Raw genomic sequence first — 26,925 nt, forward strand, 5'->3', positions numbered from 1 at the left:
GGCACAAGATTTACTAATAACTTATTTTCTATACAGTCTTTTTAAGGTAATCTGTATAATTCATGCTGCTTTGGTTTAAATTTTTTTTGATATCTCTTAAAGCCTTTAAACTGTTTCCTGAATAGTAATCTTTTAAAAGTTTGTTGACTCTAAAGTGATTAAAATGAACAGTTTCAATGTTCCAATCTTTATAAGTAATAAAAATATAATTGGTATTGGCTCTGTTTTCTATTGCGCCAGCGTAACGAACAGACTTTTGAGCGTAGGGTAAGTTACTTAAAGAAGAGTTTTTCTTCCTGTCAACTAATATTATATTTCCAAGCTTGTGCAGCCATTGCTTGTGATCATCTTCACTAATTTCCCAAGTGGTACCTTCAATTTTTTGAGGGATCAAGTGTTCCACAGATGAAATTGTTTTGTTAAAGTATAACTGAGTATGAAAGTTACTTAATAGCAAATCTAGCTTTAAAAGTAAGTAGCGAGTTTTGTTGATTTTTGTCCCAGAAAAACTTCCCCATTTTTCCTTGTCAAATAACTCGTAAAGTTTCTCTATATCAAGAGCTGTCGACGCCTTCTCATCTTGATATTCATATTTCAATATATCGCTATTTAAAAAGTCATCGGCTGCCTGTTTTGGTAAATGAACGGATTTCGTAAGATCATCCATTTTTCGTAACATCATAAAGATTCTCGACTGCAATCCTCTATGTCCTAATAGCCATGAAGCGGAACACAAATTATCTAATTTTAATATAAATTCAACAATACGATATTCACCAAAACATTCCCTGTAATGCATCAGCGGCGCAATGTATGTGCTACCAAATGTTGAAGTTAAGATATAATTGAGGTTAGAAAAAAAACTTCCAGTATCATCACTTTGAAAATTATTACTAGTAACGGCTTCAAAGTGTTTTATATACCGGCCAATAAAATCAAATGTATCACTACCTTTTTGAATGACTTTACGCTCATACATGAAATTAAATGCTTTTGTTAAACTTAAGTTGTCATCACTTCTATATTTCATTTTTATAAATACCATCGCCCATAGAAACTCATCAAATGATTTGTAAGGAGCATCGATGCTACTTTCATAAGTTTCCCATAGCTTTGCGTATTCTTTCCTTTGTTTTTCATCAGCAATTACTCTCAAGTTTTGAGCTCTAAGTATATCACTGACTTGTAATTGAAGACCTCGGCTATTTAATACAGTGAATAAATTGTAAGCATCATCTAAATTATCTGGGGTAGCTAAGTATAGTGCTAAAACTTTTAACGACAAATAGTTATAAAAATCATTTAGATACTTTTGAATTGCGTCATCGCCGTCTAAATCATCGAACTTTTTTAACCACCATTTTCTCAAAGATAAAATCGCATTAGCCATATTTTTTATCGATGTGCTCGATTCTCTATTGACCGCGATTTCATTAATAAATGCTATATTATCAGAAGTGCTACCTTTTGTAATTATATGGTTGTCGATGAAATTTTTGTCATCCCTAATTTGAAATTCGATTCGGCTTCTTTTAGGTATGCCATCAAATTGATCTTCTTCTTGAAGCATTCTTTCTTGAACTTTGTCATGTAGTTGTTTACTAGTTGAAAAATCTCTTATAACGGCCTGTAATAAATACAAGGTAATAAATCGTTGTTGTCCATCTAGAATGTCTTGGCAAACATATTCGATATCTCCTTCCTTAACATTTTTGGTGTTCCATATCATACATCCCAAAAAGTATTCTTTGTTTTTGTCGTGCTCCATTGCCGAAGTGATATCATCTAAAAGCGCTGAGATCTGATCTTCCCCCCACACGTAAGGGCGTTGATATTCTGGGATATTATAAAAGCAATGAGAAGCGAAAATTTCTTTTATATATTTTTTACCTGTGTCTAGAGTGTAGTTGGACATTGTAATAAGATTAATTTGGTTTAAAATAAACTAAATTAATCTTATCACAAAAGATGTCAATCATTTACTAATAATATTTTGAAATTACTTGTTTTTTGAAATCCTGAGCCTGAGATTGTCCATGTCTTCCTTCAGCTTCCTTTCGACAACCTTAGCGTAAATTTGAGTGGTAGTGATTTTTGTATGTCCCAAAATCTTACTCACTGTCTCGATAGGTACACCATTAGATAGAGTTACTGTCGTTGCAAATGTGTGTCTGGCAATATGGAATGTTACGTTCTTTGTTATATCGCAACGGTCAGCTATCTCTTTTAAATAACTGTTTACTTTTTGATTTGAAATTTTAGGGAATACCCGCTCATCGTACAAAGCGCGTTCATTGTCTTTGTATTTATCTAAAATCACTAATGCTTTAGGCAGTAAAGGCACTATCACAGGTATAAGCGTCTTTTCTCTACATGTCCTAATCCAACGGTCGCCATCCGCACCAGTCACAATATGTTCTGGCTCAAGGTTGCTAACGTCAACGTATGATAGGCCGGTATAGCAGCAAAAGACGAACATGTCTCTCACCATTTCTAATCGCTCAATACCAAATTTCTTTTCTTCAATAGCCTTCAATTCGACTTCTGATAGCTGCTCCCGATTGACCTTTTGAATTTTAAGTTTATAAGTCGCAAAAGGATCAGCATCTATCCAATGGAGATTTAAGGCAAGGTTGGTCATCTTCTTTAACCGAATAATGTGTTTCATGACGCCGTTGTTGTTAAGCGGCTTTTGATGATCTTTCGGTTTGTGGTTACGTAAGAAGACTTCAAAGTCTTTCACAAACTTGTAATTGAGCTCGCGCAGATAAATGTCAGTAGCCTTATAATGCTCTTCAAGGAACTTCTTTAAATACCGCTGAGTAACGTAATAATGTTTAAGCGTACTCCATTTCAAATCAGAGGTGGCCGTTTCGTTATGGTAGCTCATTAGGCTACTGAGCGTAAAGGCTTCTTCTTTCTCGCCAAGGAAAAGGCTTTTTATCGATCTGGTATTAATCAGCTTTCCCTTTAATTGCAATTCTTTATAACAGTTGCCCAACTTAAGGCGGACCTCTTCCAGATAAGCATTCAGCTCTTTAATTTCGCTTTTGGTGCCCTTGGCCGCACCTTTTCCAAAATCCCAGATATTGAGGTTAACCAATTTTTGCTTTAAGGCTATAAAGCATTTTTCCTTGTTGATGGTCACCACTACATATAGGGGTGCCTTGCCGTCCTTCTCCTTATCACTCTTGATGGTAAAGTAGATGCGGAATGACTGTGATGTTTTCATACAATAACATTTTTAATGATTAATGAATTAATTACATCCTGTATCAGCTTCGTTTCCAGGTGTTCAAAAGGTGTTCACCGCTTTTTCCTTTTTTCTAAGTTTTAATATATCTAATAGATTATTTATCAGCATGTTACATCACTTTTGAACACCTAAGGTAAAAACTAAATTCAGGTAGTCAGTTAGGTGTTCAGAAGTTTGGCTTTCTTTGGGGTTAGGAAGGGTATAATTAATGAAAAAACCCTCTAAATAAGCTATTTAGAGGGTTCTGACAGCGTTTGATGGCTGACTTTGTGCGCCCACCTGGGCTCGAACCAGGGACCAAGAGATTATGAGTCTCCTACTCTAACCAACTGAGCTATAGGCGCTTACGGTTTTTTATCTTTTGGCCGAAGCCAAATTTTTAGATCTTATTTTTCTTTTTGTTAATCAAAAATTTTCAAGGGTTACTTGCAAATTTCTGTGACTAACAATTTCCAAATTTAACCTTTTTGCGCCTATATTTTCATCGATTATGAGTCTTCTACTCTAACCGACTGAGCTATAGGCGCGGTTGAAAATCGTTGTTGATTTTCGAGGCGCAATATTACATATTTGCGCCCAATTACTCAAATGAAATATGAAAAATATCAAAAATATCATTTTTGATTATGGCAACGTCATCTTCAATATCAGTTTTGAAAAAGCACAACAGGCCTGGACAGCGCTGGGTATCAGCAACGCAGCCGATTTTTTTGGCCATCGGCAGCAAGACCCGGTTTTTGATGCCTTTGATCGCGGTGAGATCACTCCGCAGGCTTTTCGTGACCGTATTCGTGAATTAACAGGTAACCCTGAACTTACCGACGAGCAAATTAACACTGCATGGAACAGTATGTTGCTCGGTATAAATGAAGGCACCCACGAACTGCTGTTACAGATCAAAGAAAAATACCGCACATTTTTATTGAGTAATATCAATGCCATCCATTACGATCATATAATGGAGTATTTAAATAAACAGTTCGGCATTGCAGGAAACGATCATTTGTTTGAGAAAACATATTATTCCCACTTTACAGGTAAGCGTAAACCCGAACCGGCCATATTTGAGCAAGTGCTCACTGAAAATAATCTTAAACCGGAAGAAACATTATTTATTGACGACAGTCCTCAACACCTTGCGGCTGCCGAAGCTTTAGGCATACATACCTTTTTAATGAAGGCACCTGATACGTTGCAAGCTTATTTCAGCAGAAACGGCTTATTGTAGGTGCTGTTGAAAAGGGACTTTAATAATAAAATGCGTGTGTTGCTTGGGTTTGCTTTGTACCCAGATATCACCGGCTAGCGATTTTACAAGTTTCCTGACAACATACAAGCCAAGACCACTGCCCGTTGATTGCGCATGACCACGGTAATACATGTCATATATCTTACCAATTATCCGGGTAGGAATACCTTGTCCGTTATCACTAAATTTTATAACCAGGTCGTCTTTATACTTAAATATATAAATCTGTACTAACAAGTCTCCTTTGTGATAGCATACTGAATTTTCAAGCAGGTTATCAAGAATGGTGATATAGGTATGTGGTACTGATATATGCATATTGTCTATTTGTATATCATATATCAGCCTGCCGCCAATTTCGTTCAGTTGTGACTGATACTTGTTTTTCAGATCATCAAGCAACTGCGCAAAATCTACAGGCTTAATCTGATGCTCATAGGCATAGTTGCTTAATACATTTAGCTTGTTCAGCATACCATCAAGCTTATGTACTACTTCTTCGCATTTCGCAAAAAGATCTAATGCTTCTTCGTCATCGGTAACCAGCTTCGCCAGGTTAGCGAGGCCCATAATGTTAGCAAGGGGGGCTCTAAAATCATGGGACGTGCGATAAAATAGCGTACGCATTTCTTCGTTTGCGCTTGTTAACTCGGCGGTACGCAAGGCGACGGTTTGTTCAAGAGTGCGGTTAAGCTTGGTAATCTGCGCGTTTTTTATCTTAAGTTCTTTATTACTGCTCTCTATTTTTTTAAGTAGTTCGAGTTGTAACAGTTTATTGGCTACTAAATCTGCTATCGCCTTTAGAAATTTAAAGTCGATCTCTATATAACTAACGCTGTTGGTAACCGAAATACTTATTATGATTTCTTGCTGCTCAAAGTATGTTACAGGTAATGAAAATATGGCGGCCACTTTGGGGTTGCTGAATAGTATCTTTCGCAGGTGAGGCCTGCTTTCAAAATCTTCAGGCTTAGAACTAACCGGTAATCCTTTCTTTAATACCTCATCCTCATACTCCCAAAGTGTATCATTTTTGGGAACGAATGTGATGCTTTCACCACGGTATATTTCAAAACACCTTGTACTTTTTTTGTGCCGGTGGCTGAGACGGAAACGGTAAAAATCGATGATGTATTTGGCATTGTCGGATAAAGCGGAACAAACATCTTTATAGTTTTCCGCCCGGTTTAACGAAGCCGCCAGATGTGAAAGTGCTTCGTAACGCAACCGCTGGGCATTTTGCAATATTCCGGTATCCATGCGTTATTTAGGCTCCATCAGTTCGTTGTCAATCTGTATGCCCGAAATATCGGCAATGGTATTTACCATATTCGTTAGATCAGCAAGAGCCATTAACTCCTGTACTTCTTCCAGACTGTATCCTACATCCCTCAACTCTTCAAAGTCTTCATCGCTGGTTTGGCGCGGAGAAAGAGCGCAGCGGGTTATAATTTCAATAGCCTTACGATATGATGATGGGATATAGGCGCTTGTTAGGTTTTCTGTCAGCCGGATATTGTCCTTGCCGGTTAACGCAGGACCAAGGCTATCGGCAATAATACCATGGGCTTGTGCGCAATAATCGCAACCTTTGAGATTAGATATATTGTAAATAATCAGCTGTTTCAAAACGAATGGCACTTTACCGCGAAGCATGGTATTGCGCAGTTTTTCCCAATTGCCACGCAAAACGGTGGGGTTATTGCCCTGGCATTTAAACCAATTTAAAACAAACGGGATACCCATTTCTTTCATGGTTTCTTCGTAAATAGCCTTTACTTCAGGACTCGCGTCGGCGTAATCAACAATCTTAAATCTTTTCGACATCGGCTATAGCAATAAGCATAACAAAAACCGGTCGGTTAATTCCAAACTGATCAGGGTTATGTGGTAATATTTTAAGACTAATCGATTTACCTGTACAACTGCCTGATTATCCCCTGCGTTTCCGCTCTTTAATAATAAGGCTTAGCTCGCGCCCCATTTGTCCTGCTATTGCAGTATTTTCCTGGGCCCGTCTGAACAAGTAAGGCAATACGGCCTTAATTGGTCCGTAAGGTACATATTTTACAACATTATATCCAGCGTTAGCCAAATTAAAGCTCAAATTGTCGCTCATGCCCAAAAGCTGCGAAAAGTAAACATGCGGATGTTTATGCTCAATGCCATATTCATCCATCATGTCGGCAAGCCTGCGACTGCTGATTTCATTATGCGTACCTGCTACAATTGCCAGCGTGTTAATGTTCTTTACGGCATATTCAACAGCTGCATCATAATCTCTGTCTGCCGAGGCCTTGTCGGGTTGAATAGGAGAGAGGTAACCTTTTTCTTCTGCACGTTTGCGCTCTTTTTCCATATAAGCGCCGCGGACAATTTTAGCACCCAATATAAAGCCTTCCTTCATGGCGATGGCATGGTCGGCTTTTAATGATGCCAGCTTATCATGGCGATATAACTGATAGGTATTATAAATGATGATCTTTTCCTTATTGAAGCGGCGCATCATATCAAGCGCCAGCCTGTCAATAGTTTCCTGTATCCAGCTTTCCTCTGCATCTATCATTACGGGTACCTGAGCATCATACGCCTTTTGGCAGATATTAAATACGCGTTGCTGTACCTTTTGCCATTCTGTTTCTTCTTCAGATGTCAGGGTACCGCCTTCATCCAGCTTTTCCAGTAACGAAAAACGGCCTACACCCGTAACCTTAAACACAGTAAGCGGAATCGCCGGGTCGCCGGTAGCTCGTTTTATTGTGCGGATAATTTCATCGCGGGTATGGTCAAATACTTTTTCGTCCTCTTCACCCTCAACAGAATAATCAAGTATGGTGCCAACGCCACCTGCATATAAATTTTGTATGGTTGGAGTACATTCCTCAATAGTTTCGCCACCGCAAAATTGCCTGAAGATAGTTGCTTTAATTATTCCTTTTATAGGTAAGCCGATGTTTATGGCAAAGTTGGTTATGGGCGGACCAATCTTAACAAGGGAATTAACATTGATAATGCGAAAAAGCCAGTAAGCTCGCTTCAAGTCAAGATTAGACGAATGCCGGAACGCTATCTCAGTATTATCAAAAGATAGTTCACCGGCGGGCACATTGCTGCCGTTGGTGGAATTAGAGGTCATATATACCTGCAAAATTAGAAATTGCAATAACATAATAACTCATTATTGCGTCAATAGTTTATTTTTGCCACACCCATGATAGATTTTCAATTAACAGGCGAGTATATTCCCCTTATTCAGTTGCTTAAGGCAACCAACCTTGTACAAACCGGTGGCGAGGCGCAGATTGTTGTAACAGAAGGTGAAGTAAAGTACAATGGCGAGGTTGACTACCGCAAACGTCTTAAGGTTAAACGCGGAGATACAGTTGAATTCAGGGAAAACACAATCAGGGTTATTTAATTATGGATACTATTTATAGCGACGGCTATCATATATACTTTAACAATGTTGTTGATGAACTGATACGCTTCATAAAGAATGGCGGTTACAGTCGTTTTTTTGTGCTAACAGACGAAAATACTTCTGAGCATTGCTTGCCGGTTATAAAAGAGCAGCTTGACGAACTGGGTAATTACGATGTTATTGAGATAAACGCCGGCGAGGAAAGCAAGAACATTGACTTTTGTATTGGTATTTGGCGGATGCTGGTTGATTTTGAGGCCGACCGTAAAGCGCTGATGGTAAACCTTGGCGGCGGGGTGGTGACCGATATGGGGGGGTTTGCTGCCTCAACCTACAAACGTGGGATTGACTTTGTGCAGGTGCCAACTACCTTATTATCTCAGGTTGATGCCTCGGTAGGCGGTAAAACCGGTATCGATGTAGAAGGAATTAAGAACATCATCGGGACATTTACCCAGCCTAAAGCGGTATTTATTGACGTGGCTTTTTTACAAACACTTCCTGAAAGGCAGATACTTTCAGGCCTTGCCGAAATGCTGAAGCACGGGTTAATACTTGATGCCGAATACTGGCAAAAGCTAAAAGATTCCGATCTAAAACAACCTTCTGCCGAGCTGATACATCACTCAGTAGTGCTGAAAAACAAAGTAGTGCTGGAAGATCCTAAAGAAAAGAACATTCGCAAAAGCCTGAACTTTGGCCATACAATTGGCCATGCGGTAGAAACCTGGAGCTTAACGCATGACAGCAACCCGCTTACACACGGCGAGGCCATTGCCTTAGGTATGATCTGCGAAGGGTACCTGGCGCATAAGAAGTCGGGCCTGAAAGCGGAAGAGCTTGAAGAGATCGTATCTGTTATTGATAGCCTGTATCCGCGCTATTCTTTTAAGCATAGTATTTACGAAGAGCTTTACAGCATTATGCTGAAAGACAAAAAGAACTTCGATGGAAAAGTAAATTGCACGCTGCTATCAGTCATTGGACAGTTTAGTATTGATAACGTTTGTACAAAAGAGGAACTTTTTGAGGCGCTGGATTATTATGTAAACAGGTAAGATTTGGGTCAACAATGCGGTTACCTTTCTATATACCATTTGCGCAAACAGTTCAATATCCTGCAAATTATATTTGGTGAAGTGGCGGAAAATAGAAAAAAATCAAATTTTATTTTGAGGTTGTAATTTTAACGCTTACATTAGCATCGCAATAGGACAATAATGAAATTTAACAATGTATATTTTTACGGCTTCTACTTTTACTTTACCAGTGAGAGCCGGGACTAATATGCAGTAAAACACATATAAAGAAACTAAAAAGTCCCGGCCCATAAAAGGCCGGGACTTTTTGCATATAAGGGCATTATGATAACAGGAAAACCAAGAGTTGCTATACAGGGAATACGCGCTTCTTTTCACGAAGAAGCCGCCTTCAGGTACTTTGGCGAAGATATTGAAACCGTTGAGTGCAATACTTTTAAGCAAACTTTTGAAGCGCTAAAGAACGGCCAGGCCGATTATGTGGTAATGGCGATTGAAAACAGCATTGCCGGCAGTATCTTACCCAACTACTCGCTGCTATTATCATACAACTTCCCGGTAGTAGGCGAGGTTTACCTGCCCATCCAACTGCATTTGATGGCATTGCCCGGTGTGGCCTTTGAAGATGTAAAGACCGCTATGTCGCACCCTATAGCTATCCGTCAGTGTGTCGACTTTTTTGATGAGTTTCCGCACATAAAGGTGGTTGAAAGTAATGACACTGCCGCCTGCGCACGCCGCATTCGCGAAGAACAGCTGACTGATACCGTAGCTATAGCCAATACTTTGGCTGCCAAGCTTTACGGGCTGGAGATTTTAGAGCGCCGTATTGAATCAAATAAAAAGAATTTTACCCGCTTTTTAATACTCACAACCCACGATAACGCCGGTAAAGTAGAACCTAACAAAGCATCGCTTTGCTTCCAGGTAAGTAACGAGGTTGGCGCTCTGGCCAAGGTGCTTAATATACTGGCCGAAGAAGGCGTGAACATGAGCAAAATACAAAGCATGCCGGTGCTGGGCAAGCGTAACGAGTATAACTTTTATGTGGATGTTGAATGGAACGAGCAGAACCAATACGACACCAGCATACGTCAGATATTAAAATACACACACAACTTTAATATACTGGGAGAATACAAGCGATATGAGGAAAGCGTATAGTAAGATAGACCATGGACGATAGACGATAGACCATAGAAAAAGTAAATAACGAATTAATTAAATAAATAAAACATTAAAACAACCATGGACCATCGACTATGGACCATGGACTAACAAAACAAGACCATGAAATTGAATTTGAACATACAGCCGTTAAGCACCTGGTTAAATACAGGCAAAGAGCCATTGGTAATTGCAGGTCCGTGCAGTGCCGAAACTGAAGATCAACTGGTAGCCACTGCGCACCTGTTAGCAAAAACCGGAAAAGTATCAGCACTGCGTGCCGGTATCTGGAAACCGCGTACCCGTCCGGGCGAGTTTGAAGGTATTGGCAGCATTGGCCTTGAGTGGTTAAAACGCGCTAAGGAAGAAACCGGCCTGCCAACCGCTATTGAGGTTGCCACAGGCAAACACGTTGAGGAAGCGTTAAAATCAGGTGTTGACATTCTTTGGGTTGGCGCACGTTCAACCGTAAACCCATTCACTGTACAGGAAATTGCTGACGCGCTGCAAGGCGTTGATGTACCGGTGATGGTAAAAAACCCGGTAAACCCTGATCTGTCATTATGGATTGGCGCTTTAGAGCGTATTAATCGTGCCGGCATCACTAAACTGGCTGCTATACACCGTGGTTTCTCGTCTTTCGGTAACACCACTTTCCGTAACGAGCCAATGTGGGATCTGGCTATCAGCCTTAAAACACATGCACCTGAGCTACCGATCATTAACGACCCAAGCCACATTACCGGTAACCGTGACCTGATTGGTTACGTAGCTCAAAAAGCATTCGACTTAGATATGCAAGGCGTAATGATTGAGTCGCACATCGACCCAGCCGTTGCCTGGACAGACGCTAAACAACAAGTTACACCGGCTGCTTTAGCTGATATTATTGACAATATCACTTTGCGCAAGCCTGACGTAAAAAGCGCTGAAGTAAGTGACAAACTTGCCGAACTACGTGCCAAAATTGATAAGATTGACGACCTGGTGATTCAAAAAGTTGCAGAGCGTATGAACATTGCCGAGCAAATTGGTCAGTATAAAAAAGATAACGATATTACTATTTTGCAGGTAAACCGTTGGGAAGAAATTCTGCAAAAACGTATCCCTTATGCCAACGCGTTGAAATTGAGCGCCGAGTTTACAGAGAAACTGTTAGAACTGGTTCACGCTGAGTCTATCCGTCGTCAGGCAGAAATACTGAACGCAGGTCAGGAACAACCAGCTGAAAAATTAAGCCACGTTTAAGGAATGAGCCACAACATCATTCTTAAAAAAAGTAACAAAACCGTTAACGGCACGGTGCGCCTAACCGGCTCAAAAAGCGAGTGCAACCGCGCGCTTGTAATTGAGGCGTTAAGCGAAGGCCGGGTGAAGGTGCAAAACGTGTCGGACGCGGCTGATACAGTAACGTTGGCGGGAATTTTACGAAATGTGGAGCGCGGAGTGGCGAATGCGGAATTGGCCGGTTCAAACCATGGACCATGGACTATGGACCATGGACTAAACACCGTGAACATCGGACCTGCCGGTACCGCTATGCGTTTTTTAACCGCTTACTTTGCCATACAACCCGGTGAGGTAGTGCTTACCGGCAGCGCAAGGATGAAGCAACGCCCTATCGGTATTTTGGTTGATGCCTTGCGCGCACTTGGTGCCAATATTGATTACGTGGAAAACGATGGTTATCCGCCGATAAAACTTAAGGATGGTTTTGTACAGCGCACTCGCGTAATCAATATTAAGGGGAATATCAGCAGCCAGTATATAACGGCGTTGTTGCTTATTGCCGCTAAGTTGCCTCATGGCTTGGAACTGCATATTGAAGGCGACCTTACCTCGCGCCCCTATGTTGAAATGACGCTGGCTATGCTTAACCAGGCAGGTATTCAGCATAAATGGAATGGCAACGTCATCAGCATTGAGCATCAGCAGTTCAGCGAAACATCGCTGCCTGTTGAGCCCGATTGGAGCGCGGCGTCATACTGGTACGCCATAGCGGCGCTATCTGATGAGGCGGAGCTTTTTCTACCCGGACTGACACAATACAGCCTGCAGGGCGACAGCGCGATCACCGAGATAATGGCCAACTTTGGCATTACCTCGCAGTTTAAAGATGGTGGTGTGCACCTGAAAAAAGAACCAAAACCGCTTGGTCGAAAAATATTCGACATGAAGGAATGCCCTGATCTGGCGCAAACCGTTATCGTGGTATGTGCGGCGTTAGGTCATGAAGCAACCTTTACAGGGCTTGAAACCTTGAAAATAAAAGAAACCGACCGTGTAAAGGCCTTGCAAACTGAACTCGCAAAAATTGGTGTAAAGCTGATTGAAAAAGGGCAGGTGTATAAGCTTGATTGCAGCCAAAAGTTTATTCCCGAGCAACTCTTCATCAATACTTATGAAGATCACCGCATGGCCATGGCCTTTGCGCCGCTGGCACTGGTGGTTCCGCAAATAGAATTTGAAGAAGCAGCGGTTGTTGAAAAATCCTATCCGGCGTTTTGGAGCGACTTGGAAAGTGTAGGGTTTAGTACGGAATTTACCGCTTAAAAATAAAATAAAACCAAGCGTCATTGGGAGGTACGAAACAATCTAAACAATTTTTGTCATGCTGAGGAACGAAGCATCTATCGGCGAAAAGATTCTTCACTATGTTCAGAATGACAAGTTTTTTAAACTTAAAGAGATTGTTTCGTATCTCGCAATGACGGGTTAAAATATAGGATGAGGCTATCTCAATACTCACATCTAAAAATCTCATATCTAAATTATGGCAGGCAATACCTTCGGGCAAATATTCAGAATAACAACATTTGGCGAATCGCATGGCGAGGCTATCGGTGTAATTGTAGACGGTTGCCCGGCGCAACTGACGGTTGATATTGACTATATTCAGGGCGAACTGGACAAACGTAAGCCCGGTCAATCTAAAATTACCACGCAGCGTAAAGAGAGCGATACGGTAAAGATATTATCGGGTGTTTTTGAAGGAAAAACCACGGGCACGCCCATTGCCATGATTATCCCGAATGAAGACCAGCGCAGTAAGGATTATGGGCACAATGTAGATGTATTCCGTCCCTCGCATGCTGATTATACGTACTTTTCGAAATACGGTATCCGCGACCATCGTGGCGGTGGCCGCTCGTCAGCACGTGAAACGGCAGCCCGCGTAGCTGCAGGAGCGCTGGCTAAATTATTTCTTAAAGCCAATGGCATTGATGTAATTGCCCATGTTAGCAGCGTTGGCAAGATCGACGCGCCAAATGTAGAGATAAGGGACGCTGAAGAATTTATCGCGCAGCGCGAACAAAATATTGTCCGTTGTGCCGACCCTGCCACAGCTGAGGAAATGATAGCTTTTATTGATGGTGTACGCAAAGATGGCGACACCGTTGGTGGCAAAGTAAGCTGCTATATCACCAACTGCCCGGTTGGCTTGGGTGAACCGGTATTTGACAAACTGCATGCCGATCTTGGTAAAGCTATGCTGAGCATAAACGCGGTGCATGGTTTCGAGTTCGGCTCAGGCTTTTCTGGCAGTGAAATGCGTGGGTCAGAACATAATGATATCTTCCGCAAAAATGGTGATAAGGTGGAAACCATTACCAATTTTTCGGGCGGCATACAGGGCGGTATCAGCAACGGTATGCCTGTAGAATTCAGGGTTGCATTTAAACCGGTGGCAACCATAATGCATAACCAGCAAACTGTAAATAGTGTAGGAGAAGCCGCAGAAATAAGCGGTAAGGGCCGTCACGATCCTTGTGTGGTACCACGCGCCGTGCCTATTGTAGAGGCTATGGCTGCGTTGGTATTGGCTGATCATTTGTTACGGGATAGGGCAGCGAAAACTTGATTTGTCATCCCGAACTTGTTTCGGGATCCCACAGGACATTCCAATTTTACTTAACATGAGGGATGCTGAAACAAGTTCAGCATGACGGAATGGTTTTTAAAACCATATGTCCCAAGTCATGTTAGTAGATTATGATACGTGCTTTAATTTACGACCTCGATAATACCATATATCCTGTAAAATCTATTTCCGACGAGCTTTTTGCAGAACTGTTTAGCCTGATGGATGAATACGCTGATGGCGTTGACCAATCAGATATAGCTGCAGCGAAGGAAGAAGTTACCCGTCGTCCGTTCCAAAAAATAGCTGATGAATACAGCTTTGATGATGAGCTTAAACAAAAAGCTATCGAACATCTTCGTCAGCTTACATATGATAAGCCCATGCAGGCCTTTGACGATTATAAGTATGTAAAAAGCTTGCAGGTCGATAAGTTTCTGGTAACTACCGGCTTCGTAAAACTTCAAACCAGCAAGGTGAAAATGCTTGATCTTGACAACGATTTTAAACAGATCTATATTGTTGATCCCGATACTACCGACAAAACCAAAAGGCATATTTTCCTTGAGATTCTGAAAAAATATAATTACAGCAAAGATGAAGTGCTGGTAGTAGGTGATGATCCAGAATCAGAAATAAAGGAAGCAAAAGCTATCGGCATAAAAACTGTTTTATACGACCCAGAACGGCAATACACCAACAATGATGCTGATTATTTGATCAGTAATCACCGTGAGGTTGAAGAACTGTTGTTGAAATAGCTTTAAGCTGACATCAGTCGATTTATTTTAGAGTACAGTACATCAACATCAAAAGGTTTGGCTACATAATCAGTTGCGCCGCTTTCCTTGGCTATTTGTTCACCATCAGTACTGGCTGATATCACTATTACCGGCAGATGACGTGTGTTGGTATGGCCGCGAAGGTTTTTTAATATCTGGTCGCCTGATAATACGGGCATCCATAAGTCGAGCAGAAGCAGGTCCGGTTTTTCCTCTTCTATCAGCTTGTAAAGGTTCAGGCTGTTAGGTTCGGTTATGATGTTGATGTTTTCATCCTCAAGCGCCAGCTCAAGCATTTCCAGTATACCTTTGTCATCATCACAAATCAAAACTTTTTTCTTAGTCATTTTCCGCCCTTTCTTTCAGCGGCAATGTAAAGCTGAAGTTTGATCCTTTTCCTTTTTCGCTGTCAACCCATAGCGTACCACCATGGTTTTTTATAATCTGGTCGCATACGTATAAGCCAATGCCCATGCCGGGATATTTTGTTTGTATCTCGCTAACGCGATAAAAACGTTCAAATATTTTTTTCTGCTCATCGTGACTGATGCCCATGCCTTTATCAATAACTGATACTTTCAGGAAATCGCTTACCAAAGATTTGTGCAATTCAACTGTTTCAGTATTGGGTGCATATTTAATCGCGTTTGAAAGCAGGTTATTTATAACTTGTATCAGGTGCGATTCATCACCATAATAATTACCCAGCTTTGTACCCTTTATAATAATTTGATGCGTTTTGGAAGCCGACTGGATACCGTCAACCGTTTCGTTGATCATTTCATCAAAATCAAACATTTTCCGGTGCAGTTCCATATTACCGGTTTGTATGCGTGATACATCCAGCAGTTCGCTTATTAAATTGCTTAACCGCTCAACAAACTGTCCCGTTTTCGCTACTATCTCTTTAAACTTATCAGTAGCGGTATCCGGCATAAAGCGGTTCATCATTTGTATATAGCCCTTTATGGTGGTAAGTGGCGTTTTTAGCTCGTGGCTGGCAATTGATAGGAAATCGTCTTTCCGGCGTTCAATAGCGCGCCTGTCGGTGATATCTTCAATGGCTAATAATATCCTGTCCTTATATTCTCCCTCAAGTTCTATACGATGCGCGTTTAGCAACATTAGTTTGTTGCCAATATGCGGAAAATCGTGCTCAACCTCAAAATCAAGCACCGGGTTATTGGTAGGTAATACCTTTTCCAAAAGCTCTTTAAGCGCTTCGATGTTCCATTGCCCGTTACCTAACTCATATAATAATTTACCCTCAGTTTCTGCTTTGTTAACCTTAAAAGTGCGTAAAAAGTGCTCGTTCACACTAAGAACACGGTAATCACGATCTAAAACAATCAGGCTTTCGCGTACCGTTTGAACTATACTATCCATATAATCCTGGCTTGCCTTTAGTCTTTCTGTGCGCTCAATAACCTTCTTTTCAATAAGCTCGCGTTCGCGTTCAAGTTCCTGCTCAGCCTTTTTACGACGGGTTACATCATTCTGTACACCAATAAAATGTGTGGTTACGCCATCTTTATTTTTTATTGGGGATACGTACAGCTCGTTCCAAAACAGAGTGCCGTCTTTTTTATAGTTACGTATTTCAACTATGCTGTGCTTACCTGCACTTATGTCTTCACGCAGCTTTTCCCGTACTTGCTGATTGCGGTCTTCCCTCTGCAGAAAACGACAGTTATGCCCAATTATCTCTTTACGTATATAACCCGTCATCAATTCAAATGCACGGTTGCAGTAAATAATGGGATTGTCGGGTAACTGGTTGTCAGTTATTATAATACCAGAAATACTTGCATCAAGGGCTGATGTAAGTAAACTGAAGTCCTGTTGTATGTTTTCATGGGAAAAGCTGAATTCCCCGTTCTCTGTATAGCTCACTTTTTTAAATGTCGATATAGATGTTTTCTGATCGGCTCAAAATGATACTTATAACACTTTGACGATTAATATGTTTTTCCGGCTTTTAAAACGGAAAATTAATATGAGAAATTATTATTTGAAAATATTATTCCTTTAAGCTATATTTTTAAGTGTAATTAAATACTAAACTTTTAGAAGATAGATGTTGTTATTAAATTGAAAGGAGTATAAATCATGACGGAGAAAAAGGAAAAGAAAGCAGAGAAAGTAGTTACTCCGGCTGATGCAAAAAAGAAGGGTGGCCAAAAAGCCGTCAGTGTATCGGCTAATGAAAGTAATATGTCGGCAGACCAAAAAAATATGCAGCATGGCGGTGAGCAACCGGCAAGATAAATTGAGTATATGAACAGCAACGAAGATTTTGATTTTGACGAAACGACCCAGCCAGAAGAGGCTTTTCATATAGAGGTTGACCTTTATGAAATTGGTGAATATAGTAATTTGCTTGTTGTGCCTTGTAATGATACATACATCGTTATTTCAAATAACGAGCATTTATGCACATTGATAAAAACATGCGACGAACCGGAGTGCTGGGAGCAGCAGGACGGTGGGCTTGATGAAGAAGTTGTTGAGAAATTAGGTGCAGCAATAGGCGGTTACATAAGCTCGATGTAAAACATGCGCTGCTTAACAATACCTTAATCAGTTATACACAACCGTTCGGTTAAGGCAATAATAACTTAATATCCAGGTTATACCCACCGGATATTTTTGGCGTATATGAAGAACATTACGCCTAAGCGAAAAACCAGGGTTTTGTTTTTTGCTGAAATTCTTACAGAAGGGCATGATGGTGCTACACGCACCATGTTTCAGTTACTGAAGCGGATACACGCATCACAATTTGAATATCTTTTTATATGCGGAGTAGGGCCTGATGAGCTTTATGGCTTCGAATGTTTTAAGATGCCTGCATAAGGCTTATTGCCTGATATAACAATTATAACCATGCGGTATGCACTTGCCCGTTCTCATAACTCGAATGCATACTCTTATACTTCTGAAGTATTGGCTTTACGCTTTTTAAGTATCGTTAGCTCCGCTTTAATATCTATCATCAAAGTAATAGACGTATTGTCATGGTGGATTATTTACAAATTGTTAAGGCATTTAACAAAATAGATATTAACAATTACTTAATACTGTCTTATTACTTTTAGCGTCTATTAAGGCGTGATTGCTAATGAACAAATTGTATTACAAGTTTTTATACTATATCGGTACATGCTGTTTATTGTTAATATTTACTATTCAGGTACTAGCTCAAACAAATAGCTCGCAAACCGATCTTGCTGGTGAATTCGCTAAAATAAAGCGTGACTTAAATGCAGCTTTGAAAACAAATAATCGGTTAGCCGCTGCTAAATGTTATGAAAAAATAGGCGGGTTATTTTATTATCAGGCTGCTTACTCACAGGCGCTCGACAATTATTTTAAGGCTGATAAACTATTTAGGGCCGAAAATGCGCAATTAAACATCGCCATTAATCTAAACAAAATTGGAGAAACATATTACCACGGCAGGCAATATAAAGCTGCCGAAAAAATCTTCCTGCAATCATTAAACATCTATAAGTCGTTAAAAAATATACATGGCATTGCCCAAACCTATGGTTTTATTGGGCAAACGTATGAAAAGACGAACGCGCGCGATAAGGGTGTAAAGTATCAGCAGCTTGCCCTGCGTGAATATGAAAAGACGAATGACAAGAGCGGGCTTGCGAAGATTTATGAGAATCTGGGCAGCCTGCATGAAGATAAGTTGGAATTAGATACAGCACTGAAGTATTTTACCCTGGCGCTTGAACTTGATAAAGCCGGCAATAATCGAATAGCGCAAATAGAAGTAATCAACAACATTGGCGATGTGTACCGGAAATCAGGGAGATATAAACAGTCATTAATTTATACACACCAGGCAGCAAATCTTGCTAAGGAGCTAAACGACCAATACCAGCTGGGCAGTGCTTACCGTGATCTGTCGAAAGCGTTTAACCTGCTTAACCGTAACGACAGTGCTTATTATTACAGCGAGGCCGGACGAAACATCTTTTTAGAAATATATACTCAGGATAACGAAAAACAAATGGCATTGCTGCAAACGCTGTTTGAAATTGAACAGAAAGATAATGCCATTACCCGTTTTGAAAATGAAAAAATCACAAACCGGGTCATCGCCATAGCCGCTGGTGTTATCGCTGTTTTGATAGCCTTGCTCGGTTATGCCATCATCAGCAGGCAGCGTCTTAAAATAAAGAACGAACAAAAGCTGCACGAGCAAAGTCAGCTTAACCTAAAGGGAGAACTTGAGCTAAAAAGTAAAGAACTTACCAGCCATACGCTGCATTTGATACAAAAGAACCAGTTGCTTGAAGAACTCAAGAATAAGCTAAACGCCATTGTAAAAGATGATAAGCGCGATCAGCGGAAAGAACTAAAGCAACTACTGAGCCTTATCAGCATGAACCATAATCAGGACAGGAACTGGGAAGATTTCAGGATTGTATTTGAGCAGGTGCACGAGGACTTTTTCGATAGTGTGAAAAAGCATTCCTCGCACCTTAACTCGTCAGATATGCGGTTGCTGGCCCTGTTGAAAATGAACCTTAGCTCGGCTGATATTGCTACCATGCTGGGCATATCACAGGATAGTTTACGTATTTCGCGCTATCGTCTTCGAAAAAAACTCAATCTTCCTGAAGGTGAAAATCTGGGTGCTTTTGTGCAAAATCTGTAGGTGTTTTCTCTGTTAAAATTACGGTAACTATTGATTAACAAAAACTTAATGGCTGAAATGTTACATGCTAATGTATTGATTATAAGTTATTTAAATTCTTAATGTTGCTCCTTGTTGCTATTGTGTTTATGGTGTTTTAAGGCTTGTATATATTTTGTAACGGCACAAAATCGCCGTTTCCCGATGCCTCAGATAATCTTTGCGGCATCGAATCACAAAACATATTTTATGAATTTCAGATCATTACTTTTTTTAGCCTTTATTTTATGCGGAAGCACCATTGCCATGGCGCAAAGGGGCATCATAAAAGGGAAGATCACCAGCCGCGAACATAACGAAGTGCTTACCGGCGCTACCGTGCTGGTTAACGGTACTACCAGCAGTACCGCTACCGATCTTGATGGTGAATACCAGTTTTATGTAAACCCCGGCAATCTTAATCTTACCGTTAGATATCTTGGCTACCGTGATACAGTTATTAATGTTAATGTAGTGGCTAACCAGCTTACAGTTGTCAACGTAGTTATGCAAAGCAGCCAATCGGTACTGCAGGACGTTGTTATTACCGGTTACACGCAGGGACAGGCCAAAGCGCTTAACCAGCAAAAAAATGCTGATAACATTAAAAACATCATCGCTGCCGATCAGATTGGCAAGTTCCCTGACCCTAATGCGGCCGAAGCCTTGCAACGCGTACCCGGTGTAAACATCGAGCGTGATCAGGGTGAGGGCCGTTATGTGTCGGTACGTGGTTTGGCGCCGCAGTTTACTAACACCAGTGTAAACGGTGAGCAGATCCCATCGCCTGAAGCCGATGTGCGTTATGTAGCGCTTGACGCGATTCCATCAGATCAGTTGGCGTCTATCGAGGTTAGTAAAGCTTTAACTCCTGATATGGATGGTGACGCGATAGGTGGTTCAATTAACCTGATTACCCGGTCGGCACAAAGCAAAAAACCAACTATACTGGGCTTTGTAGGCGGCGGTTACAATAACCTGATGAACAAAGGCAACATGCAGGGCCAACTGCAATATGGTCAGCGCTTTGGTAAAGACGAAAAGTTTGGGGTGTTACTAAACAGCAACTATTATCAAAACAACCTTGGATCTGACGGTGTTGAGCGCGCTATTGATGACAATGAAGTTGAGCTGCGTGACTATGAGCTTACCCGTACCCGTTTAGGCTTAAGTTCAACGTTAGACTATCGCTTCAACAACCACCATGAAGCTTATTTCCGCACGTTGTACTCACGTTTTACCGACCGTGAATGGCGCCGCAGGTATGTTTTCAAACCTGAAGATGAAGAGATTGAAAAGCTAACTAAAGACAGGTTCGAATCGCAATCCGTACTGTCGTTAAACGCTGGTGCCAAGCACATCTTCAAAGGCTTTTTGCTTGATTATGAAGCACAGTACAGCTATGCCGAGCAAAATACGCCTTACGATAACGAAGCAGGTTTTGTAGCAGGTATACCAAGTACTTTAAATTTCGCTGATACCAAATTCCCTAAAATTGAGGCCGATGAAGACTATACCAACAATTCGTTGTATGAGTTTGACGAATTGGGTATGGGCAACACCATTGCAAAAGATAAAAACATCACCGCAAAGTTCAATGTAGGGGTGCCGTACAAAATAAACGGAAGCGATGGTTTGCTGAAGTTCGGCGCTAAAGTGCGCTCGAAAGACAAAAGCTACACCATTACCCAAAATACATTTGAAAATCTGGGCGGTGTGCCAAACCTCGATCAGTTTGCCGGTACTCCGGTAAAAGATAAATATATGGGCGGCAGGTATGAGATGGGTAATCCATTGGATATTCCAAAAGTGATCAACTATTTTAATGCTAACCCGGGTCAGTTCGAACTGCAGATAGCCGATAAAGCTTCTGATGAGGCATTAGAATCATACAAAGCATCTGAAGATGTACTGGCCGCTTACCTGATGGGCCGCCAGCAAATAAACAAGCTGATGGTTTTGGCGGGTGTGCGTTATGAGCGTACAAAAGTAACTTACGACTCGAAAGACGTTATTATTGCCCCTAACGGCGACCTTGAGGCAATCCGTCCTGTAACAGGCAGCAGCACTTATGATTTTGTGTTACCGCAGGTACATTTTAAATATGAGCTTGATAAATTAACTAACCTTCGCGCCGCTGTAACAGCTTCATATGCCCGTCCCAATTTCTCGGAGATCATCCCGTCACAGGAAATTAATCGGGAAGACAATTTAGCAACTATTGGAAATGCCAACCTTAAGCCTGTAAGCGCAGTAAACTACGATTTGATGGCCGAGCATTATTTCGGTTCGGTAGGTATTGTATCAGCGGGCCTGTTTTACAAACAGTTGGATAACTTTATATACCGCAGGGTAACTTTTAATTCACCTTATCCAACTACCGGCACGCCTATTATTTCAAATATCGACATCACTCAATCGCAAAACGGTAACAATGCCGATGTAATGGGTGCCGAGGTTGCTTTTCAGCGCAGGTTGTCGTTCATTCCTTTCTTAAAGGATTTCAGCCTGTACCTGAACTATACCTATACCCATTCAAAAGCAAGGCTGCAAAGCCGAGAGGCATCTGCAGATAACGCTAACCTTACCGAAGAGATTAGGCTGCCTGGCCAAGCTAACCATGTGGGTAACGGCTCATTGGCTTATGAAGGACGCAAGTTCTCTGCCCGTGTATCACTTAACTTCAACGGCAGCTACCTGTCTGAAATTGGCGGTACTAAAGAAGAGGATATCTACATCAAAAACCGTATGCAGCTTGACGCAACAGCGGGTTACGCTATAAATAATCAGTTCAGGTTGTTTGTCGAAGCGCTTAACCTAACCAATCAGCCGCTGCAGGCTTACCAGGGCAATGCCAACCAGTATATCCAACGCGAGTTTTACTCATACTGGATGCGTTTTGGGGTGAAGTTTAACTTATAACAGGTAACCATTATCAATACAACAAATGAAAAAATTAAAATATAGCGTTCTTTCGCTTTTAGTATTTGCCATGGTGGCTTGCGATAAGAAGAACGATAACGTAATTAAGCCAAATGTAGGCAGCAACTTTCCGCAGATACTTAACCTGGCGGATGAAGGCGACGGCGAGATAGAGGATGAAGATAAATTTAGCTTCAAAATTGAACTGATTGACAGGGTTGACCCTGACGGTGAAGAATTGGAAGGCCGTATTGTTCCGCTTAAACAAACCGTGCGCGTGCACTTTGAAGTTACCGATCATGAAGGTTTTTCTAATCTTGCAGACTTTATTAAGGATGCCAAAGCGTTTTATGAGATAGACGATTGCACAACGTCGGAAGATGAAAACATCGATTTGCACCTTGAGTTTGATAAAGCCACAGGTAAAGGTAGTGTTGACTTCCCGGCCGGAGTAGAAGAAATAGAGATTGAGTTTGAAACCGATCCTGATCTGTTTGACGACAAAGTACTTAATGCTGACGATCGGAAACTCGAAATCAAGCTGACTTCGGTTGACGCTAAAGACGAAAAGGTTGTTGTAAATACAGCAAACAAGTTTGAATTTGAGGTGCTTGACGATGAGTCGATATATGGTAAATACGAGCTTGACATTGATGATGCCGACCAGTTTACAAAGTTTAAAAACCTGTTTGGACTAATAAATGAAGATGTTAAGGGACTGTCTGCCGACGACGTTGAAGAGATTGAAGTTGAATTTGAGTACGGCGAGTTTAAAGCGGTTGTTGTATTAAAAGAAACCGAAGAGGTTGACGAATGCGGCGAAACGGAAACCGTTAACAAAGAGATAGAAATTGAAGGCGGTATTGAAGAGCTTGATATCAAAGCACTTGAAGGCGCTGTTGAATTTGCTGATGATATCGAACAAGAAGACGGCTCCGAGAAAGAATTTAAGTATAGTGGTGAGTTTAAAATTGTTGGCGACAAACTTGAGCTAACGCTTAAAGGTGAGTACGACGATGAAGAAACCGATGGTATAACCCTGGTACTAAACAAGTAATAATAACCAATGCATAAACAAATTATAATAATCATATCTGCAGGCGCCTTTTTTTTAGGTGCCTGCATAAACAACACATCGCAGCAGCAAAGCACTGTTGCTGCGGATAGTGTTGTAAAACCGCTTTACGTAACCGAAGCCGTAAAGTTTGACAGCGACGATCCGGCTATATGGATAAACCCAACCGATCCTGCACAATCATTGGTGATAGGAACTGATAAAGACGAGAACGGCGGTTTGTATGTGTTCGATCTGAAAGGAAAGATCATTAAAGATAAAGTAGTGCATGGTCTTAAGCGTCCTAATAATGTTGATATAGCTTATGGCCTGTTGCTTAATGGTAAACCTGTCGACATCGCGGTAGCTACCGAAAGAATAACCCATAAGCTCAGGATATTTTCATTGCCTGATATGAAGCCGGTTGATAATGGCGGCATACCTGTATTTGAGGGCGAAACAGGAGAAGGCTTCCGCGATTTAATGGGTATTGCTTTATACATCAGTCCGTCAAAAGAAATATATGCTATTGTTGGCCGTAAAACCGGTCCGCAGGATGGGGGGTACTTGTGGCAATATTTGTTGACCGACGATGGTAAAGGCAACGTGAAAGCTATGCTAAAACGTAAGTTTGGCAAATACAGCGGAAAAAAGGAAATAGAAGCAATTGCCGTTGATAACGAACTGGGTTATGTATATTATTCAGACGAGCAGTTTGGTGTGCGTAAATACTATGCCGACCCTTCAAAAGGGGACGCTGAACTTGCTGTTTTCGCTAAGGACGGCTTTAAGGAAGATCACGAAGGTATCAGCATTTATAAAACTACTGATAGTACCGGTTATGTACTGGTGTCTGATCAATCGGCCAACCAGTTTAAAGTATTTAAGCGTGAAGGTAACAACGCGTTTGTAAAAAGCATACCTATGTCAACCAACAACAGCGATGGGTCTGACGTGGTATCTGTACCATTGAACAATGATTTTAAGCACGGCCTTTTTGTAGGCATGAGCGATAACCGCACTTTCCAGTTTTACCGATGGGAAGATATCGCCGGCAAAGATATTGACATCAGGAAGTAGCTTTTACGAGCTGGCTTCGCCGCTGTCATGTTTTTCAGGACTCTTATCCAGTTTATTTAAATCTTTTTCAAATGTTTTCTCATCTTTCATATTCCTGCGAATAAGAAGGATGAGAAACATTATTGCGGCCGCAATAACAGTACCTACAATTGGATAGTTGACGTCCATGATAACAGGTTTTACACAAAGTTAAAGTAACTAATATTACTTTAATGTTATCATTGTCAGATAATTACGCTTTAACGCTTTTAGCAACCGACGAACCGCGTATAATAAGTTCAGTATGTAATATTATCGACTGGTTTTTTATATTTTCGCCGCCGTTTTTAAGCTTAGCAAGTAAAGTTGATATTACACTTTCGGCAATTTCCTCAACCGGCTGTGCAATAGTGGTTATTTGCGGTGTATGAAGTTCATATGCGTCTGAATCATCAAAAGTTACTACAGCTAAATCATCGGGAATACGGATACCCAGGTTGTTTATTACCTTCAATCCGCAGGTAGCGTCGCGGTTGGTACCAAACAGTATAGCATCAATGTTCTTTTTTGATTTTAAGAATGAAGTAATAGGCTCAACCAGGCTCTTGGTGTTTTGCGTATACGGAAGTTCCTTTATACAAGGCTTAAGGTTATTCTCTTTTAGCGCCATTTTGTAGCCCTTTATACGATCAAGCATTTGCGTTTGATTGGTGAAAAAGCTTATCAACGCAATGTTTTTGTAACCCTGACCTATCAAATGTTGTGTAGCATTATACGCGCTGAACTGGTTGTTTACAATTACATAATCAGTATCAACAAGCGGCAAATACCTGTCAAACATGATAACCGGCATATTGTCGTCCTGTAAGCTTTTTATATCCTCTTCAATTCCTTCAGGCGGAACTATAATGTAACCGTCAACATGCCTGTCGCGGAACATATTGATCATTTCCTTGGTGCGCTGTGTTTCATTATAGGTGCTGCAATAAATAATTTTATATCCGTTTTTATATGCCTTATCCTCTATAAGGCGCGCAATCGCGCCAAAGAACGGATCAGAAATATCCTCAACAATTAAACCTATAATATTTGATTTACCGGTACGTAAGCTTTTGGCAAGCGAATTGGGTTTGTAGCCAACTTCTTTAACCAATTTCATAACGCGTTCAACCAGTTCAGGACTAATACGTTTTTCCTGAGCACGGCCATTCATAATAAACGACACCGACGTTTTTGAAATATTCAGCTTCTCAGCAATATCAACTATTGATAATCTTTTTTTTGACATCCTTTATACTTGTGATAGTTTATGGTTTTAGCGTTTCACAATAGGTAGCTAAAATTTCGCTAAAATTTTAGCAATAGTAATAATTATTCCCATTTTCTGAGCAATTAAATCGATATTTTATAAGTAGTTGTGAATATTTTGTAAAACACTACACATAACTGCTAAACAAAGTCCAGACCTTAATTTCATACTATGCTCATACTTCTGTAAAAGTAGCAGCTACCATTAATAAGAAATTAATACTGATGTTGAATCCACCGTAATGATTGGTAATCAACTGATAAGATAAAAAAGCTTAAAGTGGATTGTACAGATTATTTTTTAGAAAACGTAAAAATATTTATTGGTATTAATATTTTATTAGTCATCTGTTAAGCATCCTGCCTCATCTTTGAAGTATAAATGAAGAGCTTAATAAGCACTTACACTTATCCCCTCTACAACGGCAGCTCTGCCGGTATTAATAATTGGTTTAACCGTCTCATCTGCAAACGTGAGACGGTTTTTTATTGAAGGACAGTTTTTAGAAAATAGATTTCGATACCGGCAGCTTATTTCTTTTTTGCTTTTGCAGATGCCGGTGCCATGTTTACAGGTTCAGCTTTATCAGCTATAGCAGTTCCGTTTTTCGCTGCAGACTTTTCAGCTTTCGTGATTTTTTTTGTTTTTACAGGTGTTTTTTCAGCCTTTGTTTCAACCGAAGTGTTTTCGTTGCTTTTAGCAGGCTTAATTGCTTTAGCTATTTTTTTAGCCAATTGCCCTGATTCTTTTTCTATTTTTTTATCAAGCTTTTTTGAGTTTTGCCCCAATGCCGCAGTAGCCTCCTTAAGTTTGGCTACTACATCATTTTTAATGCTTTCGCGAAGTAATTTAATTGACGATTTTGGTTTAACTTGTTTCATATCTGCTAAGTATGAAGCAAAGGTATGTTGCTGAACAGTTAATTCAATGTTATCATTATGTTAATCAGTATTATTAAAAGTTATAGTTGTTAATATTAGATTACAAGCAGTTCCATGATTTTAGTTCTCTAAATAACTTGCAAAACTTATATCATTGAAAAAAATTAACTAAAACTTTATTTATTTTCCTTTTGTTGTGTGGTTAATAGATCTTTAATCGAACTGCCATG

At 40.6% G+C, this 26,925-nt stretch carries 25 protein-coding genes and 1 tRNA gene; 15 read left to right on the plus strand and 11 right to left on the minus strand.

Annotated features, from left to right (window positions below):
* Positions 1–28: 28 nt before the first annotated feature.
* From EOD41_RS01095 to EOD41_RS01105, 3 genes are all read right to left on the minus strand, one after another.
* Positions 29–1,915 (minus strand): DUF262 domain-containing protein, encoded by a 1,887-nt coding sequence (locus tag EOD41_RS01095; RefSeq protein ID WP_127702935.1) that lies wholly within the window; start codon positions 1,913–1,915, stop codon positions 29–31.
* An 84-nt stretch (positions 1,916–1,999) separates the two neighbouring features.
* Positions 2,000–3,232 carry a site-specific integrase gene (locus tag EOD41_RS01100; RefSeq protein ID WP_127702936.1) on the minus strand — a complete coding sequence of 411 codons (1,233 nt, stop codon included), beginning with the start codon at positions 3,230–3,232 and terminating at the stop codon, positions 2,000–2,002.
* 294 nt (positions 3,233–3,526) lie between these two features.
* Positions 3,527–3,600 (minus strand) — tRNA-Ile (locus tag EOD41_RS01105).
* Positions 3,601–3,851: 251 nt separating this feature from the next.
* Here EOD41_RS01105 and EOD41_RS01110 point away from each other — a divergent pair.
* Entirely contained in the window at positions 3,852–4,484 is a 633-nt protein-coding gene (locus EOD41_RS01110) for an HAD family hydrolase (RefSeq protein ID WP_127702937.1), read from the plus strand.
* On the opposite strand, the gene EOD41_RS01115 is transcribed toward EOD41_RS01110, so the two are convergent.
* The 3 genes from EOD41_RS01115 to EOD41_RS01125 all read right to left on the minus strand — a co-directional run bounded on the left by EOD41_RS01115 (position 4,476) and on the right by EOD41_RS01125 (position 7,641).
* Entirely contained in the window at positions 4,476–5,765 is a 1,290-nt protein-coding gene (locus tag EOD41_RS01115; protein ID WP_127702938.1) for a sensor histidine kinase, read from the minus strand. The two genes, EOD41_RS01110 and EOD41_RS01115, sit on opposite strands and share 9 nt — an antisense overlap.
* Before the next feature lie 3 nt (positions 5,766–5,768).
* On the minus strand, positions 5,769–6,332 hold the full coding sequence (locus tag EOD41_RS01120) for a carboxymuconolactone decarboxylase family protein (RefSeq protein WP_127702939.1): 564 nt from the start codon (positions 6,330–6,332) through the stop codon (positions 5,769–5,771).
* 106 nt (positions 6,333–6,438) lie between these two features.
* Complete coding sequence (locus tag EOD41_RS01125; RefSeq protein ID WP_127702940.1) at positions 6,439–7,641, minus strand: proline dehydrogenase family protein; 1,203 nt, start codon at positions 7,639–7,641, stop codon at positions 6,439–6,441.
* Between the two features lie 75 nt (positions 7,642–7,716).
* Here EOD41_RS01125 and EOD41_RS01130 point away from each other — a divergent pair, with 75 nt between their 5' ends.
* The 7 genes from EOD41_RS01130 (at position 7,717) to EOD41_RS01160 (ending at position 14,756) form a co-directional block, all read left to right on the plus strand.
* The gene (locus EOD41_RS01130) at positions 7,717–7,923 is read left to right on the plus strand and encodes an RNA-binding S4 domain-containing protein (protein ID WP_127702941.1); all 207 of its coding nucleotides are present in this window, start codon (positions 7,717–7,719) and stop codon (positions 7,921–7,923) included.
* A 2-nt stretch (positions 7,924–7,925) separates the two neighbouring features.
* Complete coding sequence (gene aroB, locus EOD41_RS01135) at positions 7,926–8,984, plus strand: 3-dehydroquinate synthase (protein WP_127702942.1); 1,059 nt, start codon at positions 7,926–7,928, stop codon at positions 8,982–8,984.
* Positions 8,985–9,290: 306 nt separating this feature from the next.
* Entirely contained in the window at positions 9,291–10,130 is an 840-nt protein-coding gene (locus tag EOD41_RS01140; RefSeq protein ID WP_127702943.1) for a prephenate dehydratase, read from the plus strand.
* Positions 10,131–10,256: 126 nt separating this feature from the next.
* Positions 10,257–11,381, plus strand: coding sequence for a chorismate mutase (locus EOD41_RS01145; RefSeq protein WP_127702944.1), 1,125 nt, complete (start codon positions 10,257–10,259; stop codon positions 11,379–11,381).
* Positions 11,382–11,384: 3 nt separating this feature from the next.
* Positions 11,385–12,686 (plus strand): 3-phosphoshikimate 1-carboxyvinyltransferase, encoded by a 1,302-nt coding sequence (aroA, locus tag EOD41_RS01150; protein ID WP_127702945.1) that lies wholly within the window; start codon positions 11,385–11,387, stop codon positions 12,684–12,686.
* A 220-nt stretch (positions 12,687–12,906) separates the two neighbouring features.
* Complete coding sequence (aroC, locus tag EOD41_RS01155) at positions 12,907–13,995, plus strand: chorismate synthase (RefSeq protein WP_127702946.1); 1,089 nt, start codon at positions 12,907–12,909, stop codon at positions 13,993–13,995.
* A 131-nt stretch (positions 13,996–14,126) separates the two neighbouring features.
* Positions 14,127–14,756: an HAD family hydrolase gene (locus tag EOD41_RS01160; protein WP_127702947.1), complete on the plus strand. Its 630-nt coding sequence runs from the start codon at positions 14,127–14,129 to the stop codon at positions 14,754–14,756.
* A gap of 2 nt (positions 14,757–14,758) precedes the next feature.
* On the opposite strand, the gene EOD41_RS01165 is transcribed toward EOD41_RS01160, so the two are convergent.
* Together EOD41_RS01165 and EOD41_RS01170 are read right to left on the minus strand one after the other, a co-directional pair.
* Positions 14,759–15,124 (minus strand): response regulator, encoded by a 366-nt coding sequence (locus EOD41_RS01165; protein ID WP_127702948.1) that lies wholly within the window; start codon positions 15,122–15,124, stop codon positions 14,759–14,761.
* Positions 15,117–16,670, minus strand: a complete 1,554-nt coding sequence (locus EOD41_RS01170; protein ID WP_127702949.1) for a PAS domain-containing sensor histidine kinase — start codon at positions 16,668–16,670, stop codon at positions 15,117–15,119. The genes EOD41_RS01165 and EOD41_RS01170 overlap by 8 nt, the downstream gene beginning before the upstream one ends.
* 216 nt (positions 16,671–16,886) lie before the next feature.
* Between EOD41_RS01170 and EOD41_RS20605 the strand changes: the two genes are divergently transcribed.
* From EOD41_RS20605 to EOD41_RS01200, 7 genes are all read left to right on the plus strand, one after another.
* A complete protein-coding gene (locus EOD41_RS20605; protein WP_164849851.1) occupies positions 16,887–17,045 on the plus strand; it encodes a hypothetical protein in 159 nt (52 codons plus the stop codon).
* Between the two features lie 9 nt (positions 17,046–17,054).
* The gene (locus tag EOD41_RS01175) at positions 17,055–17,330 is read left to right on the plus strand and encodes a hypothetical protein (RefSeq protein WP_127702950.1); all 276 of its coding nucleotides are present in this window, start codon (positions 17,055–17,057) and stop codon (positions 17,328–17,330) included.
* Between the two features lie 105 nt (positions 17,331–17,435).
* A complete protein-coding gene (locus EOD41_RS01180) occupies positions 17,436–17,633 on the plus strand; it encodes a hypothetical protein (protein ID WP_127702951.1) in 198 nt (65 codons plus the stop codon).
* A gap of 415 nt (positions 17,634–18,048) precedes the next feature.
* Complete coding sequence (locus EOD41_RS01185) at positions 18,049–19,452, plus strand: tetratricopeptide repeat protein (protein WP_164849852.1); 1,404 nt, start codon at positions 18,049–18,051, stop codon at positions 19,450–19,452.
* A gap of 228 nt (positions 19,453–19,680) precedes the next feature.
* Positions 19,681–22,392, plus strand: coding sequence for a TonB-dependent receptor (locus tag EOD41_RS01190; RefSeq protein WP_164849853.1), 2,712 nt, complete (start codon positions 19,681–19,683; stop codon positions 22,390–22,392).
* A gap of 25 nt (positions 22,393–22,417) precedes the next feature.
* On the plus strand, positions 22,418–23,449 hold the full coding sequence (locus tag EOD41_RS01195) for a hypothetical protein (RefSeq protein ID WP_127702954.1): 1,032 nt from the start codon (positions 22,418–22,420) through the stop codon (positions 23,447–23,449).
* Between the two features lie 9 nt (positions 23,450–23,458).
* Entirely contained in the window at positions 23,459–24,526 is a 1,068-nt protein-coding gene (locus EOD41_RS01200; protein ID WP_127702955.1) for a phytase, read from the plus strand.
* 3 nt (positions 24,527–24,529) lie between these two features.
* Here EOD41_RS01200 and EOD41_RS20610 read toward each other — a convergent pair whose 3' ends face one another.
* From EOD41_RS20610 to EOD41_RS01210, 3 genes are all read right to left on the minus strand, one after another.
* On the minus strand, positions 24,530–24,694 hold the full coding sequence (locus tag EOD41_RS20610) for a hypothetical protein (RefSeq protein ID WP_164849854.1): 165 nt from the start codon (positions 24,692–24,694) through the stop codon (positions 24,530–24,532).
* A gap of 64 nt (positions 24,695–24,758) precedes the next feature.
* Entirely contained in the window at positions 24,759–25,793 is a 1,035-nt protein-coding gene (locus tag EOD41_RS01205) for a LacI family DNA-binding transcriptional regulator (RefSeq protein WP_127702956.1), read from the minus strand.
* 551 nt (positions 25,794–26,344) lie between these two features.
* Positions 26,345–26,695: a hypothetical protein gene (locus tag EOD41_RS01210; RefSeq protein ID WP_127702957.1), complete on the minus strand. Its 351-nt coding sequence runs from the start codon at positions 26,693–26,695 to the stop codon at positions 26,345–26,347.
* Between the last annotated feature and the right edge of the window lie 230 nt (positions 26,696–26,925).

This window comes from Mucilaginibacter limnophilus (assembly GCF_004005815.1).
GTDB lineage: Bacteria > Bacteroidota > Bacteroidia > Sphingobacteriales > Sphingobacteriaceae > Mucilaginibacter > Mucilaginibacter limnophilus.

Bases quoted from the DNA above. Each gene is read 5' to 3' on its own strand.
- EOD41_RS01095 (WP_127702935.1), bottom strand. From the start codon at position 1,915: ATGTCCAACTACACTCTAGACACAGGTAAAAAATATATAAAAGAAATT.
- EOD41_RS01100 (WP_127702936.1), bottom strand. From the start codon at position 3,232: ATGAAAACATCACAGTCATTCCGCATCTACTTTACCATCAAGAGTGAT.
- EOD41_RS01110 (WP_127702937.1), top strand. From the start codon at position 3,852: ATGAAAAATATCAAAAATATCATTTTTGATTATGGCAACGTCATCTTC.
- EOD41_RS01115 (WP_127702938.1), bottom strand. From the start codon at position 5,765: ATGGATACCGGAATATTGCAAAATGCCCAGCGGTTGCGTTACGAAGCA.
- EOD41_RS01120 (WP_127702939.1), bottom strand. From the start codon at position 6,332: ATGTCGAAAAGATTTAAGATTGTTGATTACGCCGACGCGAGTCCTGAA.
- EOD41_RS01125 (WP_127702940.1), bottom strand. From the start codon at position 7,641: ATGACCTCTAATTCCACCAACGGCAGCAATGTGCCCGCCGGTGAACTA.
- EOD41_RS01130 (WP_127702941.1), top strand. From the start codon at position 7,717: ATGATAGATTTTCAATTAACAGGCGAGTATATTCCCCTTATTCAGTTG.
- aroB (WP_127702942.1), top strand. From the start codon at position 7,926: ATGGATACTATTTATAGCGACGGCTATCATATATACTTTAACAATGTT.
- EOD41_RS01140 (WP_127702943.1), top strand. From the start codon at position 9,291: ATGATAACAGGAAAACCAAGAGTTGCTATACAGGGAATACGCGCTTCT.
- EOD41_RS01145 (WP_127702944.1), top strand. From the start codon at position 10,257: ATGAAATTGAATTTGAACATACAGCCGTTAAGCACCTGGTTAAATACA.
- aroA (WP_127702945.1), top strand. From the start codon at position 11,385: ATGAGCCACAACATCATTCTTAAAAAAAGTAACAAAACCGTTAACGGC.
- aroC (WP_127702946.1), top strand. From the start codon at position 12,907: ATGGCAGGCAATACCTTCGGGCAAATATTCAGAATAACAACATTTGGC.
- EOD41_RS01160 (WP_127702947.1), top strand. From the start codon at position 14,127: ATGATACGTGCTTTAATTTACGACCTCGATAATACCATATATCCTGTA.
- EOD41_RS01165 (WP_127702948.1), bottom strand. From the start codon at position 15,124: ATGACTAAGAAAAAAGTTTTGATTTGTGATGATGACAAAGGTATACTG.
- EOD41_RS20605 (WP_164849851.1), top strand. From the start codon at position 16,887: ATGACGGAGAAAAAGGAAAAGAAAGCAGAGAAAGTAGTTACTCCGGCT.
- EOD41_RS01175 (WP_127702950.1), top strand. From the start codon at position 17,055: ATGAACAGCAACGAAGATTTTGATTTTGACGAAACGACCCAGCCAGAA.
- EOD41_RS01180 (WP_127702951.1), top strand. From the start codon at position 17,436: ATGAAGAACATTACGCCTAAGCGAAAAACCAGGGTTTTGTTTTTTGCT.
- EOD41_RS01190 (WP_164849853.1), top strand. From the start codon at position 19,681: ATGAATTTCAGATCATTACTTTTTTTAGCCTTTATTTTATGCGGAAGC.
- EOD41_RS01195 (WP_127702954.1), top strand. From the start codon at position 22,418: ATGAAAAAATTAAAATATAGCGTTCTTTCGCTTTTAGTATTTGCCATG.
- EOD41_RS01200 (WP_127702955.1), top strand. From the start codon at position 23,459: ATGCATAAACAAATTATAATAATCATATCTGCAGGCGCCTTTTTTTTA.
- EOD41_RS20610 (WP_164849854.1), bottom strand. From the start codon at position 24,694: ATGGACGTCAACTATCCAATTGTAGGTACTGTTATTGCGGCCGCAATA.
- EOD41_RS01205 (WP_127702956.1), bottom strand. From the start codon at position 25,793: ATGTCAAAAAAAAGATTATCAATAGTTGATATTGCTGAGAAGCTGAAT.
- EOD41_RS01210 (WP_127702957.1), bottom strand. From the start codon at position 26,695: ATGAAACAAGTTAAACCAAAATCGTCAATTAAATTACTTCGCGAAAGC.